Genomic DNA, 25102 nt, shown 5'->3' with positions numbered 1-25102 from the left:
CGTTTCCCTCCCTCGCCGACTCCTATTCCCGAAGCGAACAACAGCCGCTTCGAGGCGCCGGCGCCCGACGCCGCGCCCACAGACATCACACGAAAAGGAGAGATTCATGGCTGACACCACGAACGACACCCCCACGAACGACACCACCAAGAACGCCGCGACCCCCGCGACCCGCGTCGACCGCCCGGCCGGAACGAACGCCTCGGCCGACGCCGCGCAGACCACCAACGGCGGCTCGACCACCATCGCCGACCACGTCGTGGCGAAGGTCGCCGGAATCGCTGCCCGCGAGGTCCGCGGCGTGCACGCGCTCGGCGGTGGCGGAGCCCGCGCGTTCGGCGCGATCCGTGACGCCGTCAACGCCACCGACCTGACGCAGGGCGTCAAGGTCGAGGTCGGTCAGACGCAGGCCGCCGCCGATCTGACGATCGTCGTCGAGTACCCGATGCCGATCCACTCGGTCGCCGCCGAGGTTCGCTCCACGGTCGCCGGCGCGATCACCCGCCTCACCGGCCTCGAGGTCGTCGAGGTCAACATCGAGGTCAACGACATCCACGTTCCGGGTGAGGACGACGAGGACGACGACACCGAGGCGCGTGTCGCATGAACGCCACCATCGTCGGCGCCCTGATGGGCGCAGTCCTCGCGTTCGCCGCGCTCGTGTTCGGCTTCTGGGGCTTCCTTCTGGTCGCCCTGTTCATGGGAGTCGGCGCGCTGGTCGGCCGCTTCGCCTCCGGCAAGGTCGACGTTCGCGGACTGACCGACGCCCTGACCGGACGCCGGTCGTCATGAGCGGGGCCGCCCCGGGCCGGATCGTCGTCCGTGACCGGGTGACTCAGAAGGTCACCGAGGCGGTTGCCGCATCGATCATCGGCGTGGACCGGGATCAGGTCAGCGCCACCGTGAGCGGCTCCCGTGGAGCCCTCGGGGTGCAGCTGCGGTCCCCGTTCCCGGTCCCGCCGCTCGACGACACCGCTGCGATCGCCGCCGCCGGCCCGGTCCTCGACCGGGCGGCGGAGGTGCAGACGGATGTCGCGCACCGCCTTGCCGAGATCCTCGGCCGGAAAGTCCTCCGGGTCGACGTCACCATCACCGGTGCCGTCACCCCCACCAGAAGGAGAGTCCAGTGAGCAGTCCCGTCCTCCGACGGGTCGTGCGCCGCGAGACCCACTCGCCCCGCACGGTCGCGATGATCGTCGCGGTGATCGTGGTGATCCTCGCGCTCGTCTACGTCGGCACCGAGATCGTTTTGAGCGTCCTCGGCCAGCCCGCGCTCCTCCTGGGCCCGGCGGCCGCCTTCACGGGTGTCGTGGGTCTTCCCACCGACATCCCGGCGGGCATCAGCATCGCCGTGGGCGTCGTGATGGCCGTCATCGGCCTGATCCTCGTCGTCCTCGCGGTGAAGCCCGGCCGACTGTCGAAGCACGCGCTCACCCCCTCGGGTGACACGCGCGACGACCGCGTGATCGTGGCCGACAACGGCGTGATCGCGGCATCCGTCGCCCAGCGCATCAGCGAGAACACCGGACTCGCGCGCGACCAGGTGCGGGTGGGCGTCGCCCACCGCCGGGTCGACGTGACCATCACTCCCGGGTTCGGCGAGCAGATCGACCGCGACGAGATCCGTCGCGTGGCGGATGCCGAACTCCAGTCGTACGGGCTCGCCCCGGCCGTCCGCACCTCAGTGCGGGTGGAGCAGAAGAAGGAAGAGGTCGTGCGATGAACAGCACCAATCGAGCCCTCAACCGCATCGTCCTGCTGATCCTCGGGGTCGTGCTGGTGGGCATCGGCGGAATCGTCGCCACCGCGGCATCCGTTCCCGCCGTCGCCGACACGTGGTCGGTCTCAGCCGAGGCCGTGCAGCAGTGGGCGACAGGCGCATGGGAGTCCACGCAGATCGCCGGCACGCAGCTGACCTGGGTGGCCGTGGCCCTCCTCGCCGCCTTCGTGCTGCTGATCGCGCTGCTCATCACGCTCGTGGTCCGTGGCGTCCGCGGCCGTCGCCAGACCGCGTTCGGCGCCACCGGCGCGAACAGCGAGGCGGGCCGGGTCACCGTGACCGAGGGATTCGCCAGCGACCTGCTGAAGAACGCCCTCACCGAGCGCGACGAGATCCTCACCGCGAAGGTGACCGCCAGCGAGATCAAGAAGCAGCCGGTGCTGCACGTGAGCGTCACGCCGCGGCAGAACACCTCGCCGGTCGCCGTCGCCGAGACGGTCGACCAGCTGGTCGCGAACCTCGCCGCCCTCACCGGCCGGCAGCTGCCGACCTACATCTCGGTCCACACCGGACTCCGCGCCCGCCTGGCACACGACCAGCGCCGCCTGAGCTGACACACGACGCCTGAACCAACCGAAGGAGCATCACATGCGCAACACCATCATCATCGCCGGCGTCGTCGCGCTCGGCGCGTACGCGCTCGGCCGCTGGAAGGACCCCGAGGTCCGCAAGGAGCGTGAGCGCCAGGCGAAGCAGCTCGCCAAGAAGTACAAGCGCACCACGAAGGATCTCGAGAAGAAGTCCAAGAAGCTCAAGAAGAAGATCCGCTGAGGAGCATCATGACGAACGCAGAGAACACCGTCGACACCGCCAAGGACAACATCCGCAAGGCCGCCCGTGACGCCGCCGCGTCGACCGAGTCGTTCGGCGACGACATGGCGGATGCCGGAGCCAAGGTCGCCGACCGGGTCTCCGACGCCGCCGAGTCCCTCAAGGGCAAGAACGACACCCTCGACTCGGTCATCGACACCGCGACCGGCTTCGTGAAGGACCACCCGACGCTGACGAAGGTCATCGGCGCGGTCGCCATCGCGGTCGTCGCCTCGGGCATCGCCCGCCGCATGAGCCGCTGACCGCACAGCACTACTGCACTCCCCGCACCACCTACCAGGCACACACAAGGAGCACACCATGGGATTCATCGGATTCCTCATCCTCGGACTTCTCGCCGGCGCGATCGCCAAGCTGATCCTCCCGGGCAAGCAGGGCGGCGGCTGGTTCATCACGCTGATCCTGGGCGTCGTCGGCGCCCTCCTCGGCGGATGGCTCGGCGGACTCATCTTCGGCGTCAATCTGAACGAGTTCTTCTCGCTCTCCACCTGGGCGCTCGCGATCGGTGGATCGATCATCGTCCTCCTGATCTACGGCCTCATCTTCGGCCGGAAGAAGGCCTGACACACACCCGCAGTCACGCCGCGCCGCGCGCGGGCGATATCCGAACGGATGCCGCCTGCGCGCGGTTTTCTGCACCCGGCACGCCCCCGCTCCGAGGCACCCGCTACCTCTTCCGCACCCTCGCGTCAAGACGCAACACCGACCCTCTGGGACTGCGACTCTCCGTACACGCTTCCGCACCCGCACCTTGCGCGGCCGAGGCTGAGGCTGAGGTTGACACCACTATGACGCGAACCGCCGAAATGTCCGACGCCCTCCAGGGCGCCGTCGACCGTGGCGAGATGGTGCCGTGGTTCCAGCCGCAGTATGACCTCCGCACGTACCGACTGGTCGGCGCCGAGGTGCTGTGCCGATGGGATCACCCCGAGTGGGGGCTCGTTCGGCCGAACGACTTCATCCCGCTGGCGGAGGAGATCGGAGTCATCGACGAGATCGGTCAGTGCATGACCGAACACGCCCTCGAGGCGATCGGCGAGTGGAACATCGACATCTCGGTGAACGTCTCGCCGGTGCAGTTGCAGGATGCCGAGTTCACGTCGTGGCTCGAAGGCGCCCTGTCGCGCGCCCGGCACCCCGCGAAACGCCTGACCGTGGAGATCACGGAGGGCCGTGACCTGGGCGACGTCCCGCCCCTCGTGGCGCGCCTGGACCGCCTCCGCCGTCACGGCGTGGGCATCGCGATCGACGATTTCGGCGCGGGTCATGCGTCCCTCGCCCAAGCCCGCCGACTGCACGCCACCGAGTTGAAGATCGACCGGCATCTCACCGGCGACGACTCTCCCGCGACCACCGCGCAGATCGCCGCGGCGGTCGCTTTCGCGAGGGATGCCGAGCTCCGCACCGTCGCCGAGGGCGTGGAGACGACCGCGCAGCTGCACCGCGTGCGCCAGCTCGGCTGCGACCGCGGCCAGGGCTACCTGTGGAGCCGCCCGGTCCCCCGGGACGAGATGGCCCACATGATCGCGACCGCCTGAGCGGCGCTGACCAAGACTTACCCGTAAAGTGAACCCCACGTGACCCGTCGGACGCACCGTGCGTCTGTCCGAGTTGGGTAGAGAGACGGATCGTCATGACCATCACGGAAATCGACCTCTCACCCGTACCGAGCAGCGGCGATCCTCTGCGGCGCAACAACGTCACGGTGTCCGGCAGCACGATCGGTCGCACGATCATGTTCGCGCACGGTTTCGGGTGCAGCCAGGAGACCTGGAATCTCGTCGCCCCGCAGTTCGCGGCCGACCACCAGGTCGTGCTGTTCGACCAGGTGGGCGCCGGACTCTCCGACGGGACCGCGTTCGACCGGGAGAAGTACGACACCCTCGACGGGTACGCCGCCGACCTCGTCGAGATCGTCGAGGCGCTCGACGTCACCGAGGTGACCCTCGTCGGGCACTCCGTGGGCGCGATCATCAGCGTCCTCGCGGCCAATCGCGCCCCCGAGCGGTTCCGTGCGCTCGTCCTGGTGAGCCCCTCCCCCTGCTATCTCAACGACGGCGACTACCTGGGCGGTTTCGAGAACGCCGACCTCGAAGCGCTCATCGAGTCCCTCGAGGCGAACTACCTCGGGTGGGCGCAGCAGACCGCGCCGATCATCATGGGCCGCCCCGACCGACCCGAGCTCGGCGAGCGCCTCACCGACGGCTTCTGCCGCGTCGATCCCGCGATCGCCTCGCACTTCGCGCGCGTGACGTTCCTCTCCGACAATCGCGCCGATCTCGCGGGCGTGAGCATCCCGACCCTGGTGATCCAGACGCGCGAAGACGCGATCTCCCCGCCGCCCGTCGGCCGGTACGTCCACACGTCGATCCCCGGCAGCAGCTATGTCGAGCTCGACACGAGCGGGCACGTGCCGATCCTCTCGGCGCCCGACCAGGTCGTCCGCAGCATCCGCGAGTTCTTGACGTGACGACGACGGATGCCGCGTGGTACGACCGCGCCCCCTGCGGCCTGATCGCCACCGACCTCGAGGGGCGCATCGTCGACGTCAACCACACCCTGCTGGAGTGGACCGGGCACACCGTCGACACGCTCGTCGGCCGGCCGTTCACCGCCCTGCTCGATCGTGGCGGACAGATGTTCTTCGAGGCGCGCTACCGCCAGCTCCTGCACCTGCGGGGCACGGTGAGCGAGCAGTTCCTGGTGCTCCGCACCACGGACGGCGACGACCTGCCGGTGCTGGTGAACGCGGCACAGGATGAGGATGCCGGGCGCATCCGGTTCGCGATCCTCAACGCCACCGAGCGCGTGCAGTACGAGCGCGAGCTCGTCACCGCCCGCCGGATCGCGGAGGAGGCCGCGCAGCGCGTCCGGATCCTGCAGGAGGTCTCGACGGCGTTCGGTGTGAGCGCCACCGACGAGGACGTCGCGCAGACGTTCGCCGCCGTCGCGCGCGAGGCGTTCGCGGCCCGCGAGGCCGGGGTCTTCCTGCTCGACGACGACGGCACCCTCGCCCTGATCGCCGGGACCAATCCCCTCGAGGGCAAGGTGGGCCCGGTGCCCGCGCTCGAGGAGGCGGCGCTCGTCACGGTCGTGCACGATGACGACGCGATGTTCCCCGAAGTGGCGCAGGCCCTCCGCGGCGAGGAGCTCGCGAGCCTCAGCATCATGCCGCTGTCGGCCGAGGGCGAACGCCTCGGGGTGCTCGTGTGCTTCTTCAGCGACCGCACCGATTTCGACGCGCACTTCTTCGACCTGCAGCAGGCGCTCGGCCGCCAGGCGTCGCAGACGCTGCAGCGCGTGCGCCTTCAGCGTCGCCTCGCCCTCCTCGCCCTTCACGATCAGCTCACGGGCGTCGCGAACCGACAGCTGCTCCAGCTCACCCTCGATGAGTCGCTGGTGACGGCCGCGACGGCGGGCGAGTGCCTCGCGGTGCTGTTCCTCGACATCGACGACTTCAAGAGCATCAACGACTCGTTCGGGCATGCCACGGGCGACCTCGTCCTGGTGGAGCTCGCCGCGCGCCTGCGCGACGGCGTCCGCGCCGGAGACGTCGTCGGCCGCATCGGCGGTGACGAGTTCGTCGCGCTCTGCCCGAGCACCGACGCCCTCGCCGCCGAGGCGATCGCCGAGCGGATCCTGGCCGTCTGCCGGAAGCCCATCGCGGTGCCGAACGGCGTGATCTCGGCATCCGTCAGCGTCGGCCTGTCGCTGTACGACCCCGCCGTCGACACCCTCGAGACCGGTGCGCAGCTGCTCGTCCGAGCGGATGCCGCCATGTACGACGCCAAGCGCGCCGGCAAGGACCGCGTGACCGTCAGCGCCGCGTAGCAAATCAGAAATATCCGTTCCGCTATTTCCACTTGTAACATGTAAGGGAAACAGTGGAGGGCGAGATGACGGGTCATGGCGTCGAGACGGGCGAGTGGCCACCCCACGGCCGGGAGGTCATGCCCTGGCGCCAAGAGCGCCGTGGAGGAAGTCGTGAGGACCGCACCCTCGCCGAGGTCACGACCTCCGTCCCGCCGTTCATCGCCGAGCTCGACTACGCCGTCCCCGCGGATCTCACCGGGCTGAGCGAGCGCGCGCTCGTGGCTCTCGGCGCCATGGACGGCGAGGCGGCGCACCAGCCGGCGGCGATGGCGCGATTCATGATCCGCAGTGAGTCTGTCGCCTCCTCCCGGATCGAGCGCGTCTCGGCGTCTGTCGAGGACTTCGCGCGCGCCTTGGCCGGCCAGAAGTCGAATTCGTCGGCGGTCAGCATGGTCGCCGCCAGCTCCGCCCTCTCGACGATGATCGCGGCAGCGGGCACCAACGGCGCGATCACTCGCGACGACATCCTCCGCGCCCACGAGGCGCTGATGCGGGATGACCCGAGCGAAGGGCCCTACGCGGGAAAGTTGCGAGACAGCCAGAATTGGATCGGTGGGAGCGACTACAGCCCTCGCACCGCGCTCTACGCCCCTCCCGATCACGCGCGCGTTCCGGCGCTGCTCGACGACCTGATCGCGTTCGCGAACAGGGATGATGTGCCGACTCTCGTGCAGGCGACGATCGCGCACGCGCAGTTCGAGTCGATCCACCCCTTCGGGGATGGCAACGGCCGCACGGGTCGCGCTCTCATCGGGGCGATCCTCCGGCGACGCGCCGTCACCTCACGGACCGTGGCGCCGGTGGCCAGCGGCCTGCTCGCCCGACGCGACGAATACTTCGACGCACTCGGGAGCTACCGTCGGGGCGCCGTTCGCCCTCTCCTCGAGCTGATGCTCCGCTCCGCGGTCGTGGCCGCGGAGGAGGGGCGCGTGTCGGTGCAGAGGATCGCACGGTTCCCCGTGCAATGGGAAGCGCAGGCCCAGGTCCGTCAGGGCTCGATGGCGGCCCGACTGGTCCCCGCCTTCTTCGACAACCCGGTGATGGCCGTTGCCGAGATCGAACGCATCGCGGGCCCGGTATCGCCTCGGCTCTACTCCGCCGTCGATCGCCTGGAACAGGCGGGCGTCATCCAGGAGATCACCGGACGCAAGCGCGACCGCGTCTGGGCAGCCGTCGATCTCATGGCCGAGCTCGACGATCTCGACGCGCGCATCGCCGCGGCGATGCGACCCCGGTGAGGGCGGTGGGGATCACCCCTCGCGCCTGAGGTCAGGGCGCGGCGCCGTTCGGGTCGACCCGCTCGGCCCCGAAGGCCTCGAGGAGCTCGCCGATGTGGTGCCCCTTGTCGAGCGGATGCCGGAGCGGTCGGTCGGGATTCAACCGGTAGACGTTGCGCCGACCCACACGTTCACGGGAGAGGTAGCCCTCAGCCTCGAGCTCTCCGACGATGCGGAGCGCGGCGCGCTCGGTGACCCCGACGAGGGTCGCGATGTCTTTCAGCAGGATCTCCGGATTCGCCGCCACGCACAGCAGCACGTGCGCGTGGTTCGTCAGGAAGGTCCACTGCGCCATCCGTTCAGACTACCCGCGCACCTCCGAAGACTGGATGGTGAAAACACGACTATAAAAACCTGCTATGTTTTTCGTGTTTTGAATATCCGGTCATGAAAGGCGTCTGATGGAACTGCTGTTGATCGTCGTCGCGCTGGCCACCCCCTGGGTGGGCGCGGTCCTGGCCGCCGCTCTTCGACCCGCCGACCTCGGGGCGCGCGCCGGCGCGTGGGCCGCCGGCGTCGGAACGGTCGCCGCCGTCGCGGCCGGGATCGCCGCGGCCCTCGGCCTCGTCTCCCCCGGCGGGCCGGCGGACGCGCTCGCCCACGTGATGCTGATCCTCGTGCTGGGCCTGAGCGCCCTCATCCAGACGTACGCCCTGCGGTACCTCCGGGGCGATCTGCGGCAGCGGTGGTTCGCCGTGTGGGCCGGGGCACTCACCGGCAGCACCGCGGTGCTCGTCACGGCGCAGACGGTCGTGGTCTTCACCCTCGCCTGGGTGGCCGCGGGCGCCTCCCTCGTCCTGCTGCTCGCGACCTACCGCGCTCTGCCGCAGGCGCGGCAGGGCGTAAGACGCGCGGCGTGGAGCTTCGCGGTCGCCGACGCACCCCTGGTGATCGCGGCGGTGATCCTCGTGGTCACGGCGGGCGGCGACATCCGTCTCGACGACCTCGCAACCGTCACCGCCGTCCTCCCCGACGCCGCCGCGGTGACCCTCGCCCTCCTCGTGGTCATCGCCGCCCTCGGCCGGTCGGCACAGATGCCCTTCCACCGCTGGCTGCCGGCCACCCTGTCGGCGCCGACCCCCGTCTCGGCCCTGCTGCACGCCGGGGTGGTGAACGCCGGCGCGATCCTCCTCATCCGCTTCTCGCCTCTGGTCGCCCCGATCACCCTGGCGATGGCGGTGGTCTTCGCCGCCGGTGCCGCCACGCTCGTGTACGCCACGGTGGTCCGCCTGGTGAAGCCCGACGTGAAGGGGCGGCTGGTCTTCTCCACCGCGGGGCAGATGGGCTTCATGATGATGGCGGTCGGGCTCGGCGCGTTCGCCGCGGCGGTGTTCCACCTCGTCGCGCACGGGCTGTTCAAGTCGACCCTGTTCCTCTCCGCCGGCACCGGTGTCGCCGCGGGTGCCGAGAAGCGCGCGTGGCCGACCCCCTCCCCCGCCACCACCAGAACGACTACCGCCGCCGTCCTCATCGGCTCGACACTGACCATCGGTGTGCTGGTGGTGGGCAAGGCGGTGATCGCTCCCGCCGCGACGCCGGTGAGCCTCGCCCTGCTCGCCTTCCTCGCCTGCACCGCGATCGTCGCGGTCGCCGCGGGGCTCCGCCGGCGGATGTCGCTCCGCACGGTCGTCGCGTCGGCCGCCGTCGTCGCTATCCTCGGCCTGTCGTACATCGCCGCCGTCGGCTGGTTCGAGCAGCTGATCCCGACCCCGGCCGGCACGCAGGCGCCGTCGCCGTGGCTGCTCGTCATCCCCGCAACGCTCCTCATCGCCATCGAGCTGATGAGTCGGTCGCCGCGGTTCGCCCCGGCCTTCTCGTCCGCGGTGTACGCCCGCGCCCTGGCCGCATCCACCGTCCCGACGCCCGCTCCGGGCGCCGCACCCCGCCCCTACACCCCCGCACCCTCGAAGGAGGTCGCACGATGACCCTGCTCGTCCAGGCACAGGTGGCGCAGGCCGCCCGCGACACCGTCGCCGGTTGGCCCATCGCGTCGTTCATCGCCACGAATCCGCTCGCCCCGTACGAGGCGACGCGCTTCGATCACGCCGCGGCGCCCGGCACGCACCTCACCCTCCCCGTGGAGTCGTACCGCGCCGCGTTCGCCACCGGACGCATCACGCGGGACGACCTCGTCCTGGCCCTCCGGGCGCGCGGAGCGGAGCTGCGGGAGGTGCCCCCGTTCACCGGTGCCCTCGTCCATCTCTCACCTGAGGACGTCCTGATCGAGGACATGCTGCACACCGACACCCCCGCGGCGCCGGCGGCGCCCCCCGCCCTGACCGACCCGGTCGCCGACCTCGTCGTCCCGTGGCTCGCCGCCTTCCTCGACCCCGACCCGCAGTGGCAGCTCCCCGAGCGGGATCGCGGCTTCTATGCCGCGTGGCGCGCACTCGCGACCCACGACCCGCGGATGCCGCGGCCCGCGCGCCGGAAGCTCCGGGATGCCCCCGAGCAGCCCTCGGCGGCGATCGCCGCGTGCTTCACCGCGTGGGGCACGCGCGACGCCGACCGTGTCACGCTGCTGAAGGCCGAGCTCGCCGCGCTCCCCGGGTGGACCGGATACCTGAAGTGGCGCAGCGAGCACGACGGCGACATCGACCTCACCGAGTACCTCGCGGTGCGGCTCACCGTCCGCCTCCTCCTCGACCTGCCCCCGACCGCCGACCAGCCCGACCCCGAAGCCGAAGCCGCTCTCACCGCGCCCACGCCGACTCCCGGCGCCGAGCTCCTCACCCGCGCCGCGCGCCTCGCCGACACCCTCGCCCCCGGGGCATCACCCGCCGACGTCGCGACGCTCGCGCGACTGCTCGCCCTGCATCCGCTCGCCGATCACCCGTTTACGTGGCAGGCGGCGTACGAGGGCCACTACCGGCGCGAGCTCTTCGCATCGCTGACCCCCGGAACCCCCGCACCCGCCGCCCCGCGCACGCAGGTGGTGCTGTGCATCGACCCGCGGTCGGAGGGGCTCCGGCGACACCTCGAGACGGATGCCGGCATCGAGACCTTCGGGTTGGCCGGGTTCTTCGGCGTCCCGGTCCGCTTCGCGACGTACGAGGGCCGCGGCTCGATCGACTCACTCCCGGCGCTGCTGCAGCCGAAGCACGCCGTCACCGAGGCGCCCGCGGATGCCGACCGGGCGAGCGCCCGCACGCGCGGACTCCGGGCACTGGATGCGGCATCCCACTCCCTGCACGTCACCGAGAACGCCACGGCGACGCCGTTCGCCCTGGCGGAGGCGACAGGGTTCCTGTTCGGGGTGTCGTCGGTGGTCCGCACCCTCGCCCCGACGCTGCACCACACGCTGACCCGTCGGTGGCGCGACCGCATCGCCCCGCCGGTCGACTCGCGCGTCACGATCGCGTCGGCATTCACCCTCGAGGAGCGCGCGACGCTCGCCGAGGCGGGGCTCCGGATGATGGGACTCGGCCGGTTCGCGCCGCTGGTCGTCCTCGCCGGGCACGGCTCGGTGAGCACGAACAACCTGTACCAGGCGGCGCTCGACTGCGGCGCGTGCGGCGGCAACCCGGGTGCGGTCAACGCCCGGGCGGCGGCCGAGATCTTCAACGACCCCGACGTGCGCGAGATCCTCGCCGCGCGCGGCCTCGAGATCCCCGCCGGTACCCACTTCGTCGCCGCCCTCCACGACACCGTCGCCGATCGCGTCATGATCCTCGACCGGCACCTCATCCCCGACTCGCACGCGACCCTCGTCGACGACTTCACCACGCAGGCGGATGCCGCGGCCGACGGCCTCGTCCGCGAGCGCGCCGTCGACCTCCCCGGCGCCGACCCGACGGACTCGCTCGCGAAGCTCCGGGCGCGCGCGCACGACTGGGCCGAGGTGTATCCCGAGCTCGGTCTCGCCGGGAACGCGGCGATGATCATCGGCCCGCGCGAGATGACCCGGGGCGCGAACCTGCACCGGCGGGTGTTCCTGCACTCGTGCGACGCAGCCCTCGACCCGGAGGGCACGGGGCTCGAGACGATCCTCACCGCCCCGGTCGTCGTCGCCCAATGGATCAACCACCAGTACTACTTCTCCACGCTCAACCCCGAGACGCTCGGGGCGGGCACGAAGACGATCCACAACGCCATCGGCGGCATCGGTGTGCTCGCCGGGCACAGCGGCGACCTGCAGCGCGGGCTCCCCCGCCAGTCGGTCGCGGTCGGCGACGCGCTGCTCCACGAACCCCTCCGCCTGAGCGTCATCGTCCAGGCGCCGATCGACCGGATATCGGCGATCGTGTCGGGCAACCAGGTGCTCCGCGACCTCTTCGACAACGAGTGGATCAGCCTCACCGCCCGCTCCACCGCCGCCGACCCCTGGTGGACCTACACCGCCCTCGGCTGGGCCACGACGGAGACCCAGACCCCGACCCGCACGTCCACCGCCACCCTCACGAGAACGGAGACCCCGTGATGCACGGACTCACCAAGATGATCAAGGTCGAGATCGTCGTACCCGGAAAGGATGCCGCCCCCATCCGCTCGCTCATCACCGCCTCCGGCGCGACGGGGTACACGGCGGTGTCGGGGGTCTCGGGTCTCGGGCACCACGGCCCGCACTCCGGGGCGCTGCTCTTCAACGACTACGACACCCTGACGATGCTGATCACCGTCCTCCCGCCTGAGCGCGCGGACGATCTGATCGGCGCGGCGAAGGAGCTCCTCACCACCCGCAGCGGGGTGATGTTCGTCACCGAGACCTTCGTGAGCAGGCCCGAGTACTTCCAGTGACGGCGCCTGCCGGTCACAGCCCCCGCGCCGCAGCACATTCCCGTTTCCCCGGCCGCTACGTGCGCGACTCCTGAGCGAAACATGAGCTGTGAGAGGATGGCCCGACTGGGGCTGTGACCACAGACGCAACACGAGAGGTGGGCATGGAGCTCACGGATTACATCCGCATCCTGCGCAAGAACTGGCTGATCATCGTCCTGGCGACCGTTCTCGGCGTCGGCGCAGCAGCCGGCTATTCGCTCACCCGCACCCCGATGTACGAGGCGCAGAGCACCGTCTTCGTCTCGTCGCAGGCCGGCAACACGATCCAGGATCTGCAGCAGGGTTCGAGCTTCACGCAGGCGCGCGTGACGACGTACACAAACCTCGTCTCCACCCCGATCGTGATGAACCCGGTCATCGCCGAACTCGATCTCGGCGTCACCGCCGACCAGCTCGCCGGCATGGTCTCGGCCAACAGCCCGCTGAACACGACGCTCATCGCGATCACGGTCGAGAACTCCGACCCGATCCTCGCAGCGAACGTCGCGAATGCGCTGGCGGCGAGCCTCACCTCCGCGGTCGAGGCGATCGAGACGCCGAACGGCACCGACACGAGCCCCGTCCGCCTCACTCGGGTGAAGGACGCGATCCCGCCGCTCAGCCCCTCGAGCCCGAACGTTCCGCTGAACATCGCCCTCGGCGCCCTCGTAGGCCTCGCCCTCGGCGTCGGTGTCGCCGTGCTCCGCGCGGTGCTCGACACCAAGGTCCGCTCGCCGCGCGACGTCGAGCTCGTCACCGACCGCCCGATGATCGGCGCGATCGCGTACGACCCGAAGGCCAAGGAGCGTCCGCTCATCGTGCACGCCGACCCGCTCAGTCCCCGGGCCGAGTCGTTCCGCGCGCTTCGCACGAACCTGCAGTTCCTCGACATGGGCGGCCGCGCGTCGTTCGTGGTCACCTCCAGCCTCCCCAGCGAGGGCAAGTCGACGACCGCCATTAACCTGGCCATCGCCCTGGCGGATGCCGGCAAGAAGGTCGCCCTGCTCGACACCGACCTCCGCAAGCCCAAGGTCGCCGAGTATCTCGGTATCGAGGGCGGCGCGGGCCTCACCGACGTGCTGATCGGCCGCACCCGTGTGGGGGATGTCATGCTCCCGTGGGGTCAGCGAAGCCTCTTCGTGCTCCCCGCCGGCAAGATCCCGCCGAACCCGAGCGAACTGCTCGGTTCGCCGCAGATGCACACGCTGCTCGAGGTGCTCGAGCGCGACTTCGACGTCGTCATCTGCGATGCTCCCCCGCTTCTTCCGGTGACGGATGCCGCGATCCTCGCCAAGGCGACCAGCGGCGCGATCCTCGTCGTGTCGTCGGGCCGCCCGACCCGCCACCAGCTCGGCGGCGCGATCGACGCGCTCGAGACGGTGGACGCGAAGGTCGCCGGCATCGTCATGTCGATGGTCCCGACCCGCGGCCCCGACTCGTACGCCTACGGCTACGGGTATGGCTACGGATACGGCTACATGCAGGAGCCGGCGAAGAAGGCCAAGGCCGCCAAGGCGCCGAAGCCCGCGAAGGGCCCGAAGCAGTCCCGCCGCGGCCAGCAGACCGCCGCGCCCGTGCAGAACGACGACGCCATGGCCGCGCAGCTCGGCTTCGGCGACACTCCCCCGCAGATGACGGACGCCTCCCCGCCGACACCGGCGCTCCGCTCCGAACGCTCCTGACCCGACGGCGTGCACTCCCCAGCTACTCCCTCGTCAGCGCGATGGCTTGCCATCGCGCTGACCGGTGTCCTCGCAGTCGGTGTTGGCGTTCTGGCGGTCGCGGCGTACCAGCACGCGAATCCCGACCTCTCCGACCTCGCGGCCGAGCCCGCGCCGACGTTCGACCTCGGGGTCGAGACGGCCGAGCCGACGCCGGAGGTGACGCAGACCGCCGAGGCGATCGCGCGCTCCGAGGAGCGCTTCCTCGCGATCGGTGACGGCGCCTGGTGGCGCGCGACCGCCGGCGCCTGCGGCACCACCGAGCCGCTCCTCGAGCGCTCGACGGATGCCGGCGCCACCTGGACAGACGTCACTCCGCGCTACCGGACCATCGGCCAGATCGCGAGCCTCGATCCGCTCGCCGGCACTGAGGCCGAGATGGTCAGCTCGATGGGTGAGGCGTGCGAGACGCAAGCGCTCCGCACGTACACGCAGGGCACCTACTGGGACTCATACCCCGACGTCCTCCCCGCCATCCGCTACATCGACCCGCTCGACCCCGCCGTCGTCCACATCGGCGGCGGTCAGACGACCGACGCCCCGTGCGCGACCCCGACCGGTCTCCGCGCGAGCGGCGATGTCGTCGCGCTGATCTGCGACGGCACTCCGCACCGCTGGATCGACGGGTCCTGGCAGCCGGTCGAGGTCGCGGGGGCGACCGCGCTGGCTGCCACTCCCCCGTCACTCCTCATCGCCCACACGGATGCCGCGTGCCCCGGTCTCGCGGTCACCGAGATCACCGACACCACCGCTATCGTCGGCTGCCTCCCTGAGGCGGATCCGTCTACTCCGCTGGCACTTTCCTCCGCACCCACCGGGCAGATTTTCGCCTGGTCAGCGGATGGTCTCGCCGAGGTGGCAGCGCCATGAGCCGACCGGTGGGAGGCGACGACGTGAACGATCGGGAACGTCTTTCGACCGACGCTGTCATGCAACAAAGCGGAAATGCGTCGCGTAGTAACCTGCACGAAGGCTGGGAACCAGAAAGGCAGGTGCAGTTGACGTCTGACACACGCGTCGCCGAAGCAACGACCGCTTCGAGCAACACGAGCGAAGAATCGACTCCTGCCCCGGCAACCGCCTCCCAGGCAACCGCCGCACCGGCCACCCCCGTGCGCGGAGACGCCGGCGGCTGGCGCCGCACCTACAGCCGCATCCTCTGGTTCAGCGACCTGTTCGTTCTCGCGTGGGCCGTATACGGATCACAGCTTCTGTGGTTCGGCTTCGGCAACGTGGAGGTGGCGATTCGCGCGGACTCCCGCATCACCGAATTCTCATACTGGCTCTTCTCGGGCGGACTCGTCCTCGCCTGGATGTGGGTGCTTGCCCTTGTCGACTCGCGAAGCTTTCGCACCGTCGGCACGGGTAACGCCGAGTATGTCCGCGTCGTCGATTCGAGTCTCCGACTGTTCGGCGCTATTGCGATCATCGCGTTCCTGGCGCGAGTCGACGTCGCCCGCGGCTACCTGCTCATCGCTCTCCCGCTCGGCATCGTCGCTCTGCTGACGACGCGCTGGCTCTGGCGCCAATGGCTCATCGCGCAGCGAATGCGCGGCAACTATTCCGCGCGCATGATTCTGGTCGGGTCCGTCGAGTCGGTGACCCAGGTCGCGCGAGAGCTCCAGCGCGCCCCGCGCGCCGGCTACACCGTCGTCGGCGCCTGTACCCCGAGCGACGCCGTGGGAGATGTTGTCCCCGGGACGGGCATCCCCATGATGGGGAGTGTCAATGCAGTCGAGCGAGCGATGGAGCTCACCGGCGCCGACACCGTGGCGGTAACCAGCACCGACGAGCTTCCACCGGACAAGGTGAAGCAAATCTCGTGGGGCCTCCAGGCCGGGCGTCAACATCTCGTGCTCGCGCCGAGCATCATCGACATCGCCGGCCCGCGCCTCCACACGAGACCGGTCGCCGGCCTCCCTCTGATTCACGTCGAAACGCCGCGCTTCAGCAAGGGGCAGCTGTTCCTCAAGCGAATCCTGGACTGCTCGGCGACCTTGGTAGGCGTGATCCTCCTGAGCCCCCTCCTCGCCTTCCTCGCGATCAGCATCCGCCTGTCGTCCGAAGGCCCAATCCTCTTCCGTCAGACACGGATCGGCCGCGGCGGCAAAGAATTCACCATGCTCAAGTTTCGTTCCATGGTGACGAACGCCGAGGAGTTGCTCCAGAAGCTTCAGCGTGAACGCGAAGAACAGGGCATCGATTCAGGCAACGAGGTCATGTTCAAGATGAAGAACGACCCCCGCGTTACCCCTATCGGACGAATCATGCGGCGGTACAGCCTGGACGAACTTCCCCAACTGTTCAACGTTTTCGGGGGTTCAATGTCACTCGTCGGACCTCGCCCACCGTTGCCACAGGAAGTCGCGCAGTACGCATCACACGTGCACCGGCGTTTCCTGGTGAAGCCCGGCATCACGGGACTCTGGCAAGTCAGCGGGCGCTCAGCGCTCTCCTGGGAGGAGACCGTCCGGCTAGATCTTTCCTACGTCGAGAACTGGACGATGATCGGCGATCTCGCCATTCTCGCAAAGACCGCAAGAGCTGCCCTCGCCCCAGGCGAGACGGCATTCTGAATCGGACCAAGGACCAACAAAATGCCATCAGTAGCAATCATCGGCACGCGCGGCTACCCCAGCTACTACGGCGGTTTTGAAACTGCCGTGCGCAAGCTCGCCCCGTATCTGTGCGATGCGGGTTGGGATGTCGCGGTGTACGGCCGCGAGGGCGCCGTCATGCCCAAAGACCCAACCCTCGACCCTCGAGTGAGGTCCGTTCTGACTCGTGGTTTAGACAGCAAATCGCTGAGCACACTTTCTTTTGGATTTACCGCATCGCTGGACGCTCTCCGAACGAAGCCAGACGTGGCTCTTGTCATGAATGTTGCAAACGGCTATTACCTCCCGATGCTCCGCGCTCGCGGGATCAAGACCGTTGTAAACGTCGACGGCATCGAGTGGGACCGTGCGAAATGGGGGCGCGCTGCCAAATCGGTGTTCCGCGGCGGAGCGCGTTTAGCTGCGCGCTGCGCCGACTCACTCGTGTATGACTCTCGCGAGATCGAACGGAGGTGGCGGAGCGACTTTGGAAGAACCGGCCACTTCATACCCTACGGCGGCGAGCGCGTTGATCAACTGCCCATTGAGCCCGGCCTTCGTCACCGGGGCTACGCTCTTGTAGTCGCTCGGTTTGTCCCCGAGAATACGATCCCCGAATTCCTCGAGGCGGCCACGACGATCTCTAAGCAGATGCCAGTTGTGATTGTTGGGTCCTCCGGATACGGAGGCGATCTAGACAACCGAGTCGAGTCGCTGCAGCGAGACAACTCGAATATCCAATGGTTCGGACACATTAGCGATGACCGACGACTACTAGCCCTGTGGCAGCACGCGGGCGTCTACTTCCATGGACATAGCGTCGGCGGCACCAACCCGACGCTCGTGCAGGCCATGGCTCTCGGAGCTCCGACAGTCGCCAGGGATACCCCATACAACCGCGAGGTTCTCGGCGACACAGGGCTGTTCGTAGACCCGAACCCGGACGCGATTGCAGAGGCGGTCTTGGCCGCGGCGCTTGATGAGCCATCGCTTGAGCAGATGTCTCGCGCGGCGGCGAGACGCGCGAAAGAACTGTACACCTGGGAAAGTGTGTGCGGCGCATACGAAAGCGCCCTTAGAGAACAGATCGTCGCAGTCGGCGCTAGCGGGTCCCGCCAGCAAGGCTTGGTGTAGGTCATCAATGCACGTCCTAATCGAGCATTCCTCTTCTGAGCTCTACGGCTCAGACCGCTCTTTACTAACCATCGCCAGGACCCTTAGCTCGCTTGGGAACCGTGTGACGGTCTTGTTGCCCACCAGCGGTCCCCTCGCCGATCGGCTGGATCATGCCGGGGCAGAGGTCCACTTCGCTCCGCTCGCGGTACTGCGGAGAGAGGTACTGAGGAGTCCGCGCGCCGCGATCCGACTTGCCCGCGCCTATCTGAGAACCTCTGAGAGCGTCCGCGACGTCGGCCTCACGAAGCCGGACGTGGTTATGTCCAACACCACCGCAATGATTGCTGGTCGTCGACTAGCTCGCCATTTCGGTGTGCCGCACGTCCAGATGGTTCGCGAGATATTTGGGTCTGAATCCGAGCGTGCCCTCTTCTCTCGCCTCATCTCGAAGTCTCAGTACGCAATTTATGTCTCCGCGGCTGCACGTGATCAGTTCCGGAAACAGCCAGACGTCCCATGCGAGGTAATCACGTCGGGCGCGGATTTGTCCTTCTGTACCTACACCGAGCGTGCTCACTCAGGGCGCCCTGTCCGGTTGGTCTGCGTCGGCAGACTGAATTCGTGGAAGGGTCAAGACACGCTCATACGTGCAGCAGCAAAGCTGAAGGAAGCCGGCGTAGCGGTGAATATCCGGATCGTTGGAGGGGAGTACGGCGGAGGGTCAGAAGCCCAGAAGAGCCTTTCTGATTATGCCGATGAGCTAGGCGTGCGGTCGCTGATCGAGTTCGCTGGCGAGGTCGCAGACGCGACGCCCCACTATGTGTGGTCCGACGTGTCGATCACTCCGTCCAAGAAAGCCGAGCCCTTCGGCAAAGTCGTTATCGAAGCCATGAACGCATCTAGACCTGTGGTCGCGAGTGCTGCTGGGGGCCCGTCCGAGGTTCTCGCAGACGGACGGGGTGGGCGCCTTTTCGCGCCCGACGATGAGGAAGCCCTCGCCAATGCTGTCCTCGAGCTCAGCGACCCTGAAGTCTGGGATAGGACCTCCCGGGAAGCGTTCGAGAAGAGTCAGGGGTACTCAGCGGCAGCGAGCGCGACACGGATTGCACAGGCGCTTACACAACTTGGAGCCAGGTCGTGAGTCTGAGACTGCTAATTACCGTCTGCACGTACGGACGTCCTGATGGCCTTCGGCGACTCTTGACGTCGCTGGAGGGTGAGAGAAGCGACGAGGTCGACGTTCTAGTAGTCGACAACAACCCAGTCGGCGTTGACTACCTCGACTCGATCCGTCGCGACTTCCCGTGGGCGCTTATCGAGGTGGAACGCACGCCTGGAATCCCAGCGGCGCGCAATAAAGCGCTCGATCAGGCCACAGGCTACTGGGCCATCCTGTTTGTAGATGATGACGAGTTCGTCACCCCGGGCTGGCTGAAGGCACATACTCGGTATGCCGAAGAATCAGATGCCGACGTGTTTTTCGGCCCAGTGCTGTCGGAGTACAGCCCCGGGGCAGATCACCGTGTCGTCGATGGGGGCATCCTTCAGCGTGACCGCCACCCCACCGGACTCGAACTTCCATTCGGCGCCACAAACAACACTCTTGTCAAAGTGAAGGCCATACCCGCAGCAGTCAGATTTAGCGAAGGCTTCACGGAGTCGGGCGGTAGCGATGTGCACTTCTTCGCAAACCTTCGGGCTTACGGAGCGAAGTTGGTCTGGAACGACAACCCCGTCGTCTATGAAGCCATACCCGCTGACCGCGCAACGGTCCATTGGGTACGGCGCCGATACATGAGGATGGGCAGCAATCTCGTAAGCCTGCATCAGGACTCCACGCGAGCGCGCCTTTATGCTTCCGCTATGGCTCGGATACTCGTCGGGGCCGCGCTTCGACCCACCGAATGGACTCCCCGGCGGCTAAGGAAAGCCGCGAGCGGGAGGATCTGGATGGGCTTGGGGATGCTTCAAGCCCTTCGCGGGACGACACACGTTGAGTATGTGCGAAACGAGAGCGTGGGCAGCGATGCTTGACCTGGTGCGAAGCGCCGTTCGTCGCGTACTAGAGAAATCTGGTCGCGGCACCAACATCTCGCCCGAACTTACTACCGTCAACTTGGTCACGATCATGTCGGGTCGACTCCTTGAATTGATCCGCGGCCTGGCGCGTTTTCAGCGAATCGTGTTCCTGGGTTCAGGTGTGAAGATTAGAGGTAAACGGAATGTGACAATGGCGAAGTACTCGGCAATCGGCGACCGGAGCAAGGTCGACGGCATCTCGAGACACGGCGTCAATCTGGGTCATGGGGCCAAGCTTGGTCGGTACGTAACCGTGACCGGGACAAGTTCGATGTCGACCGTGGGTGCGGGTCTACAGATCGGCCGGAATAGCGCGATCGGGGACTTTGGGCATGTCGGCTGTGCGGGCGGTGTCTTTATCGGCGACGATGTCATCATCGGCCCGCTATCGTCATTTCACTCCCAGGAGCACGTGGCCGAGAGCTCCACCGTCCCGATCCGTTTACAAGGGACGCGGGAAGAGGCTATAAACATTGAGGAAGACGTCTGGGTTGGGGCAAGGGTAACGTTCCTAGCGGGATCGTACGTGGGCGCCCATTCTGTAGTGGCCGCGGGCGCTGTAGTTCGCGGGCGGTTTCCGCCGTACTCGGTCATTGGCGGCGTGCCTGCTCGACTTCTACGATCTCGAGAAGCGGCGAACGTCGACAGCCTGTGATTAACTCAATCGTTTCGCTATCCGCGGCACGTCTGATCGCGAGCCTGATGCAGGCGGCCGCGTTCGTGTCACTGGCACGCCAGGTACCGGTGAGCGAGTTCGGCATAACCAACACACTGCTTGCAATCGGCGCGCTCGCGATGGTTGTCGCTGATTTGGGACTCGGTACATTCCTCCTTCGTGCGCACTCTCTCAAGGATCCGAGAACTAGAGGGGCACTCCTACTCAACGCACATTCGACTTTGACTGTTGGGCTAGCCGGCACCGGAATTGTCTACGTGTTGTCGCGGAGCGGAGACTCCGCGCTAGCGGCGCTGTCCTTGCTCCCGATCGCAATCGCGATGGAGAAGAATTTCGACACGTCTTCGTCGGTGGCAATCGCCGACGGCCGCACCCGGCTCGTCGGGGCTGGTATTGTCCTAAGGCGCGCGCTCACCCTATCGGCGGTTCTCGCGGCCATGACTATTGGCTTCAATCCGCTATTGTCGTTCTGCGGCGGGTACCTCGCAGGGAGTATTGCCGCGCAGCTCGTGCTCCGCTTCTCGAGAGTGATCCCCGAATCATCACTTCGCCCGCAGTGGCGGCTGGAGTATGAAGCCTTACGGGCAAGCGGAAGCTATCTCGCGAGCAACGTTTCGGCGCAGGCACGCCAACTCGACATACCGATAGCCCAGCTAACCGTAGGGGGCTACGGTGCAGGTCTCTACGCAGGCGCCAGCCGGTTGGTGACGCCGTTCTCAATGATCGCCGTGTCGGCAGCCAACGTAATCCTGCCTCGACTCACAAAAGCCAAGGAAGTCCGCGCGCGGCGCTTAGCAGTCCAAATGGGCTTCGCACTCGCCGTCATGGTGGTGGCCTCCGTTCCAGCGTCCCTTCTCGCCCCATGGGTTGTCGTGATCCTGTTCGGCGACTCGTACGCCGATGCTGGCGCCGCCGCGATCCTCTTGGTCCTTGCCCTTCCTTTTGTATCGATGGCAACGCCCATGGGCGCTGCGCTGCAAGCGATCGGATTAGAACGCGCGGTCGCAGTCAACGGGATGTCGTTTGCCGCCGTCTTTGTCGCGGCGGCGATTCTCATGTCTCTCACTTGGGGCATCGCGGGCGTCGCCGCAGCGACTTTGGTCGCCTATATCGGCAAATGTGTTGCGCTCTTGGCCATGATGAAAAAAAGGGGCGGCAGCGCATGAAGGCAGCGGACCCGGAAGTGATGATCAGCCATCGCTCTCGTCAACCGATGCGCACGGGTTCCACGCGTCCACCTGCGGCATGGTGGATCGCGGCCCTCGTGGTCTTCAGCTACACCAGCGCGCTTGCTCCGTCCGTCGCGGAGTGGTCGAGCGATCAGCCGATCGCCGTCCCCGGGATGTCGTTAGCCCCGTGGATCACATCCGCGCTGGCGATCCTTGCCCTGTTCACGAAGCGCCAGCCAGCATCCGTGAGTGCCGCTGGCATGACTGCTGTGCTCACTCTGGTGGCAATCGCGTCCGTTTCCATGCTTTGGACTCTCAACATCGTTGTGTCAGCTAGGGAGCTCATCTCCCTAGTCGCCACGGCGCTCACCGCCTATGTTCTAGCGACCCGCCTCACCACCCGCCAGTTCCTGACCGCGACAAGCGCCGCGCTCCTAGTGGTCGCGATACTCTCGCTCGCCGCAGGCTGGCTCGCGCCCGCTGCTCAGAATCCCACGGCCGAAGGATTGCGCGGCGTGCTCCAAGCCAAGAACATGCTCGGTAGGTTTACAGCAACCGGCCTCCTCGTCGAGCTCTGTCTTCTCCTCTCTGGCTGGAGAACTCCGTTCCGAGCCATCTGGCGCGCCGCGGTCTTTGGCGGGACGCTCGCGCTCTCGCTTTCAGCTTCGTCCCTAATTGTGGCTGCGACGATGGGTGCCCTGTCGGTGTTGGTCTGGTGGGGTTATCGAAGCCAGCGATCCGCCGCAGCTCTGATCGGCGTTCTTGTCTGGATCCCGGTTGCCAGCCTTATTCTCGTCAGCGGGACTGCCACCGACTGGCTACTTTCTACAACAGGCCGAGATGCAACGCTTTCAAACCGAACTCTGGTCTGGGAGGCGTCACTCCAAGAGCTGGGGCGTACCGCGGTCTTTGGGTTTGGCTGGGAGAGCTTCTGGCAAACGCCGGGAGCCGGTCGTGAGCGAGTGTGGGCTAATGCGGGGGGCGCGATCGCCCATGCCCACAATGGCTTCATCGATGTGGCGCTCGGCATAGGGGTCCTGGGCTTGATCTCCGCAGGCGCTATCGCTGTTGTGAGTCTGGTCAACGCGCGCCGACGGTCTCGCCTCGAGCGTTCTCATGCGAGTGCGATATGGCTACTACCTTGCCTGCCAATTGCATTCTCTATCACGGAAAGCAACTTTGTTCACGGCTTCAACGTCTTTACCTTGATGCTTTTCGTTTCCGCGATTGTCGGCCCGATTCGCTGCACCACGACCAGTGGGCGTCGAACGAGAAAAAAGGCAGGGACTTGATGGCATCACAGACTGGCTCTGCGCCGCGACAAGATTGGATGGATGTCACACGGGGTTTCGCAATCTTCTTGGTGATCACTTACCATGGCGGAACGATCCTTACACGTTTCGTCGAGCCGATACCGGAAGCAATTGCATGGGCGGGCGACTTCTTCGCTCCGTTTAGGATGCCCCTCCTTATGTTTTTGTCCGGAATGCTTCTTTACAGGTCGCTAAGCAAGTCAACTCGCGTGTATTTCTTGGGCAAGCTGCGATCAATCGGGTGGCCGTATCTAGTTTGGACTGCCATTTCGCTCACGGTTACTGCGCAATGGAGCCTCTGGGCGTTATCTCGCATACCGATCGTCCCGCCCACTTACCTTTGGTATCTGTGGTTTCTGTTAGCGTTCTACGCGCTAGCCTGGGTGATCGCCAGAGTTGGGATAAACTTTGCCTATGTCGCTGCGGCGGCAGCAATAGCGGCGGCGTTTGCTCCTGAAGAGCACCGAATCTCACGCTTCCTCTTCCTCTTCGCCTTCTTCTGCCTGGGCCATTGGTACCAAAGCCAAGCCTGGCCGCACTCAATTGGCAGACAATGGCGAACATTAGTGGCAGTAGCGTGCGCGGCAGTGGTTATCGCTGCGGGGTTGCTCGCCGTGGCCTCCCCCGAGGCGCTCCGATACAAGGCCGCCTACATCTGGGCACCGCTCGCAGGAATCGCCCTTGTCCTCGCCGTTGCCCCCGGTATCCAGCCGAAGGGGATCGGCTTGCCGCTGAAGCTCGTAGGACTGAACTCGATCGTCTTCTACGTCAGCCACTTCGGAGCAATATGGATTTGCTATTGGTGGCTCGCCCACCTTGGCGCAAGCGCGCCCTTCTTCTTCTACGCAATAGGGGTTGCTTTCGCATTTGCGGTCGGCTGGCTACTCTCAAAAGCGCGCCAAAACCGGGCCATCGATGCCCTCTTTGTTTTCCCCGCGAGGAGCAAGTCGCGAGTCGACACCACCGTTTTGCCGACGGCGGACCCTCTACGGGGCAGCCCTTAAGGGACCAGTTTAGTAGCCGAATAAGTTCGTGTTGGAGGCCTCGTGAAGGGGATCATTTTGGCCGGCGGGTCTGGGACGCGTTTGCATCCGATCACGTTGGGTGTGTCGAAGCAGTTGATTCCGGTGTTCGACAAGCCGATGGTGTACTACCCCTTGTCGACGTTGATGTTGGCGGGTGTGCGGGAGATACTGGTGATCACGACTCCGCATGATGCGCCGTTCTTCGAGTGTCTTCTGGGGGATGGGTCGCAGTTCGGTATCGAGTTGTCGTTCGCGGTGCAGAAATCTCCGGACGGGTTGGCGCAGGCGTTCACGATCGGTGCGGACTTCATCGGGGATGACAAGGTCGCCCTAGTCCTGGGTGACAACCTCCTCTACGGCCCCGGCCTCGGAAGCCAGTTGAAGCGGTACGCGGATGTCGACGGTGGGGCGGTGTTCGCGTATTGGGTCGCGGAGCCGACCGCGTACGGGGTCGTGGAGTTCGATGGGGCCGGTCGGGCGGTGTCGTTGGAGGAGAAACCCGCGCACCCGAAGAGCAACTACGCGGTCCCGGGCCTGTACTTCTACGACAACGACGTCGTCGACATCGCCCGGAACCTTTCCCCGTCTGCGCGGGGTGAGTATGAGATCACGGATGTGAACGCGGAGTATCTGCGGCGCGGGAAGTTGCAGGTGGAGGTCCTCCCCCGTGGCACGGCGTGGTTGGACACGGGAACGTTTGATCAGATGACGGACGCGGCGGAGTATGTCCGCACGATCCAACGCCGCACCGGGCTCTCGATCGGGGTGCCCGAGGAAGTCGCGTGGCGGCAAGGGTTCCTCACGGACGCGCAGTTGCGGGAGCGGGCGGAGAAGCTGGTGAAATCCGGGTACGGCACGTACCTGTTGGAGACGTTGGAGAGAGGCCA

The 25102-nt window shown here is 66.7% G+C and carries 27 protein-coding genes; 26 read left to right on the top strand and 1 reads right to left on the bottom strand.

Annotated features, from left to right (window positions below; all coding sequences use genetic code 11):
* Positions 1–106: 106 nt before the first annotated feature.
* The 12 genes from AB0O93_RS10395 to AB0O93_RS10340 all read left to right on the top strand — a co-directional run bounded on the left by AB0O93_RS10395 (position 107) and on the right by AB0O93_RS10340 (position 7722).
* Entirely contained in the window at positions 107–607 is a 501-nt protein-coding gene (locus AB0O93_RS10395; RefSeq protein WP_363343031.1) for an Asp23/Gls24 family envelope stress response protein, read from the top strand.
* The gene (locus AB0O93_RS10390; protein ID WP_363343029.1) at positions 604–792 is read left to right on the top strand and encodes a DUF2273 domain-containing protein; all 189 of its coding nucleotides are present in this window, start codon (positions 604–606) and stop codon (positions 790–792) included. The genes AB0O93_RS10395 and AB0O93_RS10390 overlap by 4 nt, the downstream gene beginning before the upstream one ends.
* The gene (locus AB0O93_RS10385) at positions 789–1130 is read left to right on the top strand and encodes a hypothetical protein (protein ID WP_363343027.1); all 342 of its coding nucleotides are present in this window, start codon (positions 789–791) and stop codon (positions 1128–1130) included. The genes AB0O93_RS10390 and AB0O93_RS10385 overlap by 4 nt, the downstream gene beginning before the upstream one ends.
* Complete coding sequence (locus AB0O93_RS10380; protein ID WP_363343025.1) at positions 1127–1723, top strand: DUF6286 domain-containing protein; 597 nt, start codon at positions 1127–1129, stop codon at positions 1721–1723. Before AB0O93_RS10385 ends, AB0O93_RS10380 begins: the two co-directional genes overlap by 4 nt.
* Complete coding sequence (locus tag AB0O93_RS10375) at positions 1720–2334, top strand: hypothetical protein (RefSeq protein WP_363343023.1); 615 nt, start codon at positions 1720–1722, stop codon at positions 2332–2334. The genes AB0O93_RS10380 and AB0O93_RS10375 overlap by 4 nt, the downstream gene beginning before the upstream one ends.
* Before the next feature lie 34 nt (positions 2335–2368).
* Positions 2369–2551, top strand: coding sequence for a hypothetical protein (locus AB0O93_RS10370; protein ID WP_363343021.1), 183 nt, complete (start codon positions 2369–2371; stop codon positions 2549–2551).
* A gap of 8 nt (positions 2552–2559) precedes the next feature.
* Positions 2560–2853, top strand: coding sequence for a hypothetical protein (locus tag AB0O93_RS10365; protein WP_363343019.1), 294 nt, complete (start codon positions 2560–2562; stop codon positions 2851–2853).
* Between the two features lie 58 nt (positions 2854–2911).
* Positions 2912–3175, top strand: a complete 264-nt coding sequence (locus AB0O93_RS10360) for a GlsB/YeaQ/YmgE family stress response membrane protein (protein WP_301134916.1) — start codon at positions 2912–2914, stop codon at positions 3173–3175.
* 224 nt (positions 3176–3399) lie between these two features.
* Positions 3400–4149 (top strand): EAL domain-containing protein, encoded by a 750-nt coding sequence (locus tag AB0O93_RS10355; protein WP_363343017.1) that lies wholly within the window; start codon positions 3400–3402, stop codon positions 4147–4149.
* Positions 4150–4244: 95 nt separating this feature from the next.
* Positions 4245–5081 carry an alpha/beta hydrolase gene (locus tag AB0O93_RS10350; protein WP_363343015.1) on the top strand — a complete coding sequence of 279 codons (837 nt, stop codon included), beginning with the start codon at positions 4245–4247 and terminating at the stop codon, positions 5079–5081.
* Positions 5078–6442 carry a diguanylate cyclase gene (locus tag AB0O93_RS10345; protein ID WP_363343013.1) on the top strand — a complete coding sequence of 455 codons (1365 nt, stop codon included), beginning with the start codon at positions 5078–5080 and terminating at the stop codon, positions 6440–6442. Before AB0O93_RS10350 ends, AB0O93_RS10345 begins: the two co-directional genes overlap by 4 nt.
* Positions 6443–6507: 65 nt before the next feature.
* The gene (locus AB0O93_RS10340) at positions 6508–7722 is read left to right on the top strand and encodes a Fic family protein (RefSeq protein WP_363343011.1); all 1215 of its coding nucleotides are present in this window, start codon (positions 6508–6510) and stop codon (positions 7720–7722) included.
* 31 nt (positions 7723–7753) lie between these two features.
* Here the strand turns inward: AB0O93_RS10340 and AB0O93_RS10335 are convergent, their stop codons facing one another.
* The gene (locus AB0O93_RS10335) at positions 7754–8056 is read right to left on the bottom strand and encodes a winged helix-turn-helix domain-containing protein (RefSeq protein ID WP_363343009.1); all 303 of its coding nucleotides are present in this window, start codon (positions 8054–8056) and stop codon (positions 7754–7756) included.
* Positions 8057–8162: 106 nt separating this feature from the next.
* Between AB0O93_RS10335 and AB0O93_RS10330 the strand changes: the two genes are divergently transcribed.
* The 14 genes from AB0O93_RS10330 to rfbA all read left to right on the top strand — a co-directional run.
* On the top strand, positions 8163–9686 hold the full coding sequence (locus AB0O93_RS10330) for a proton-conducting transporter membrane subunit (RefSeq protein ID WP_363343007.1): 1524 nt from the start codon (positions 8163–8165) through the stop codon (positions 9684–9686).
* Complete coding sequence (locus tag AB0O93_RS10325; RefSeq protein ID WP_363343005.1) at positions 9683–12181, top strand: DUF2309 domain-containing protein; 2499 nt, start codon at positions 9683–9685, stop codon at positions 12179–12181. Before AB0O93_RS10330 ends, AB0O93_RS10325 begins: the two co-directional genes overlap by 4 nt.
* Positions 12181–12498, top strand: a complete 318-nt coding sequence (locus AB0O93_RS10320; protein WP_053548601.1) for a hypothetical protein — start codon at positions 12181–12183, stop codon at positions 12496–12498. The genes AB0O93_RS10325 and AB0O93_RS10320 overlap by 1 nt, the downstream gene beginning before the upstream one ends.
* Positions 12499–12641: 143 nt before the next feature.
* Positions 12642–14201, top strand: a complete 1560-nt coding sequence (locus tag AB0O93_RS10315) for a polysaccharide biosynthesis tyrosine autokinase (protein ID WP_363343415.1) — start codon at positions 12642–12644, stop codon at positions 14199–14201.
* Between the two features lie 9 nt (positions 14202–14210).
* Positions 14211–15110, top strand: coding sequence for a hypothetical protein (locus AB0O93_RS10310; protein WP_363343003.1), 900 nt, complete (start codon positions 14211–14213; stop codon positions 15108–15110).
* A 23-nt stretch (positions 15111–15133) separates the two neighbouring features.
* Positions 15134–16816, top strand: a complete 1683-nt coding sequence (locus tag AB0O93_RS10305) for a sugar transferase (RefSeq protein WP_363343001.1) — start codon at positions 15134–15136, stop codon at positions 16814–16816.
* 21 nt (positions 16817–16837) lie between these two features.
* On the top strand, positions 16838–17971 hold the full coding sequence (locus tag AB0O93_RS10300; protein ID WP_363342999.1) for a glycosyltransferase: 1134 nt from the start codon (positions 16838–16840) through the stop codon (positions 17969–17971).
* 7 nt (positions 17972–17978) lie between these two features.
* Positions 17979–19094: a glycosyltransferase family 4 protein gene (locus tag AB0O93_RS10295; RefSeq protein ID WP_363342997.1), complete on the top strand. Its 1116-nt coding sequence runs from the start codon at positions 17979–17981 to the stop codon at positions 19092–19094.
* On the top strand, positions 19091–19987 hold the full coding sequence (locus tag AB0O93_RS10290; RefSeq protein WP_363342995.1) for a glycosyltransferase: 897 nt from the start codon (positions 19091–19093) through the stop codon (positions 19985–19987). Before AB0O93_RS10295 ends, AB0O93_RS10290 begins: the two co-directional genes overlap by 4 nt.
* Positions 19980–20687 (top strand): hypothetical protein, encoded by a 708-nt coding sequence (locus AB0O93_RS10285; RefSeq protein ID WP_363342993.1) that lies wholly within the window; start codon positions 19980–19982, stop codon positions 20685–20687. The genes AB0O93_RS10290 and AB0O93_RS10285 overlap by 8 nt, the downstream gene beginning before the upstream one ends.
* On the top strand, positions 20684–21874 hold the full coding sequence (locus AB0O93_RS10280) for an oligosaccharide flippase family protein (RefSeq protein ID WP_363342991.1): 1191 nt from the start codon (positions 20684–20686) through the stop codon (positions 21872–21874). Before AB0O93_RS10285 ends, AB0O93_RS10280 begins: the two co-directional genes overlap by 4 nt.
* A complete protein-coding gene (locus AB0O93_RS10275; protein WP_363342988.1) occupies positions 21871–23169 on the top strand; it encodes an O-antigen ligase family protein in 1299 nt (432 codons plus the stop codon). The genes AB0O93_RS10280 and AB0O93_RS10275 overlap by 4 nt, the downstream gene beginning before the upstream one ends.
* Before the next feature lie 38 nt (positions 23170–23207).
* The gene (locus AB0O93_RS10270; protein WP_363342986.1) at positions 23208–24194 is read left to right on the top strand and encodes an acyltransferase family protein; all 987 of its coding nucleotides are present in this window, start codon (positions 23208–23210) and stop codon (positions 24192–24194) included.
* 42 nt (positions 24195–24236) lie between these two features.
* Positions 24237–25102 (top strand): glucose-1-phosphate thymidylyltransferase RfbA (rfbA, locus tag AB0O93_RS10265; RefSeq protein WP_363342984.1); only part of this gene is annotated, 866 nt, incomplete at its 3' end.

The organism is Microbacterium sp. NPDC077184, assembly GCF_040687055.1.
Lineage (GTDB): Bacteria > Actinomycetota > Actinomycetes > Actinomycetales > Microbacteriaceae > Microbacterium.
The sequence above is the reverse complement of the archived record's forward strand: the minus strand, read 5'-3'. Positions and strand labels throughout refer to the sequence as shown.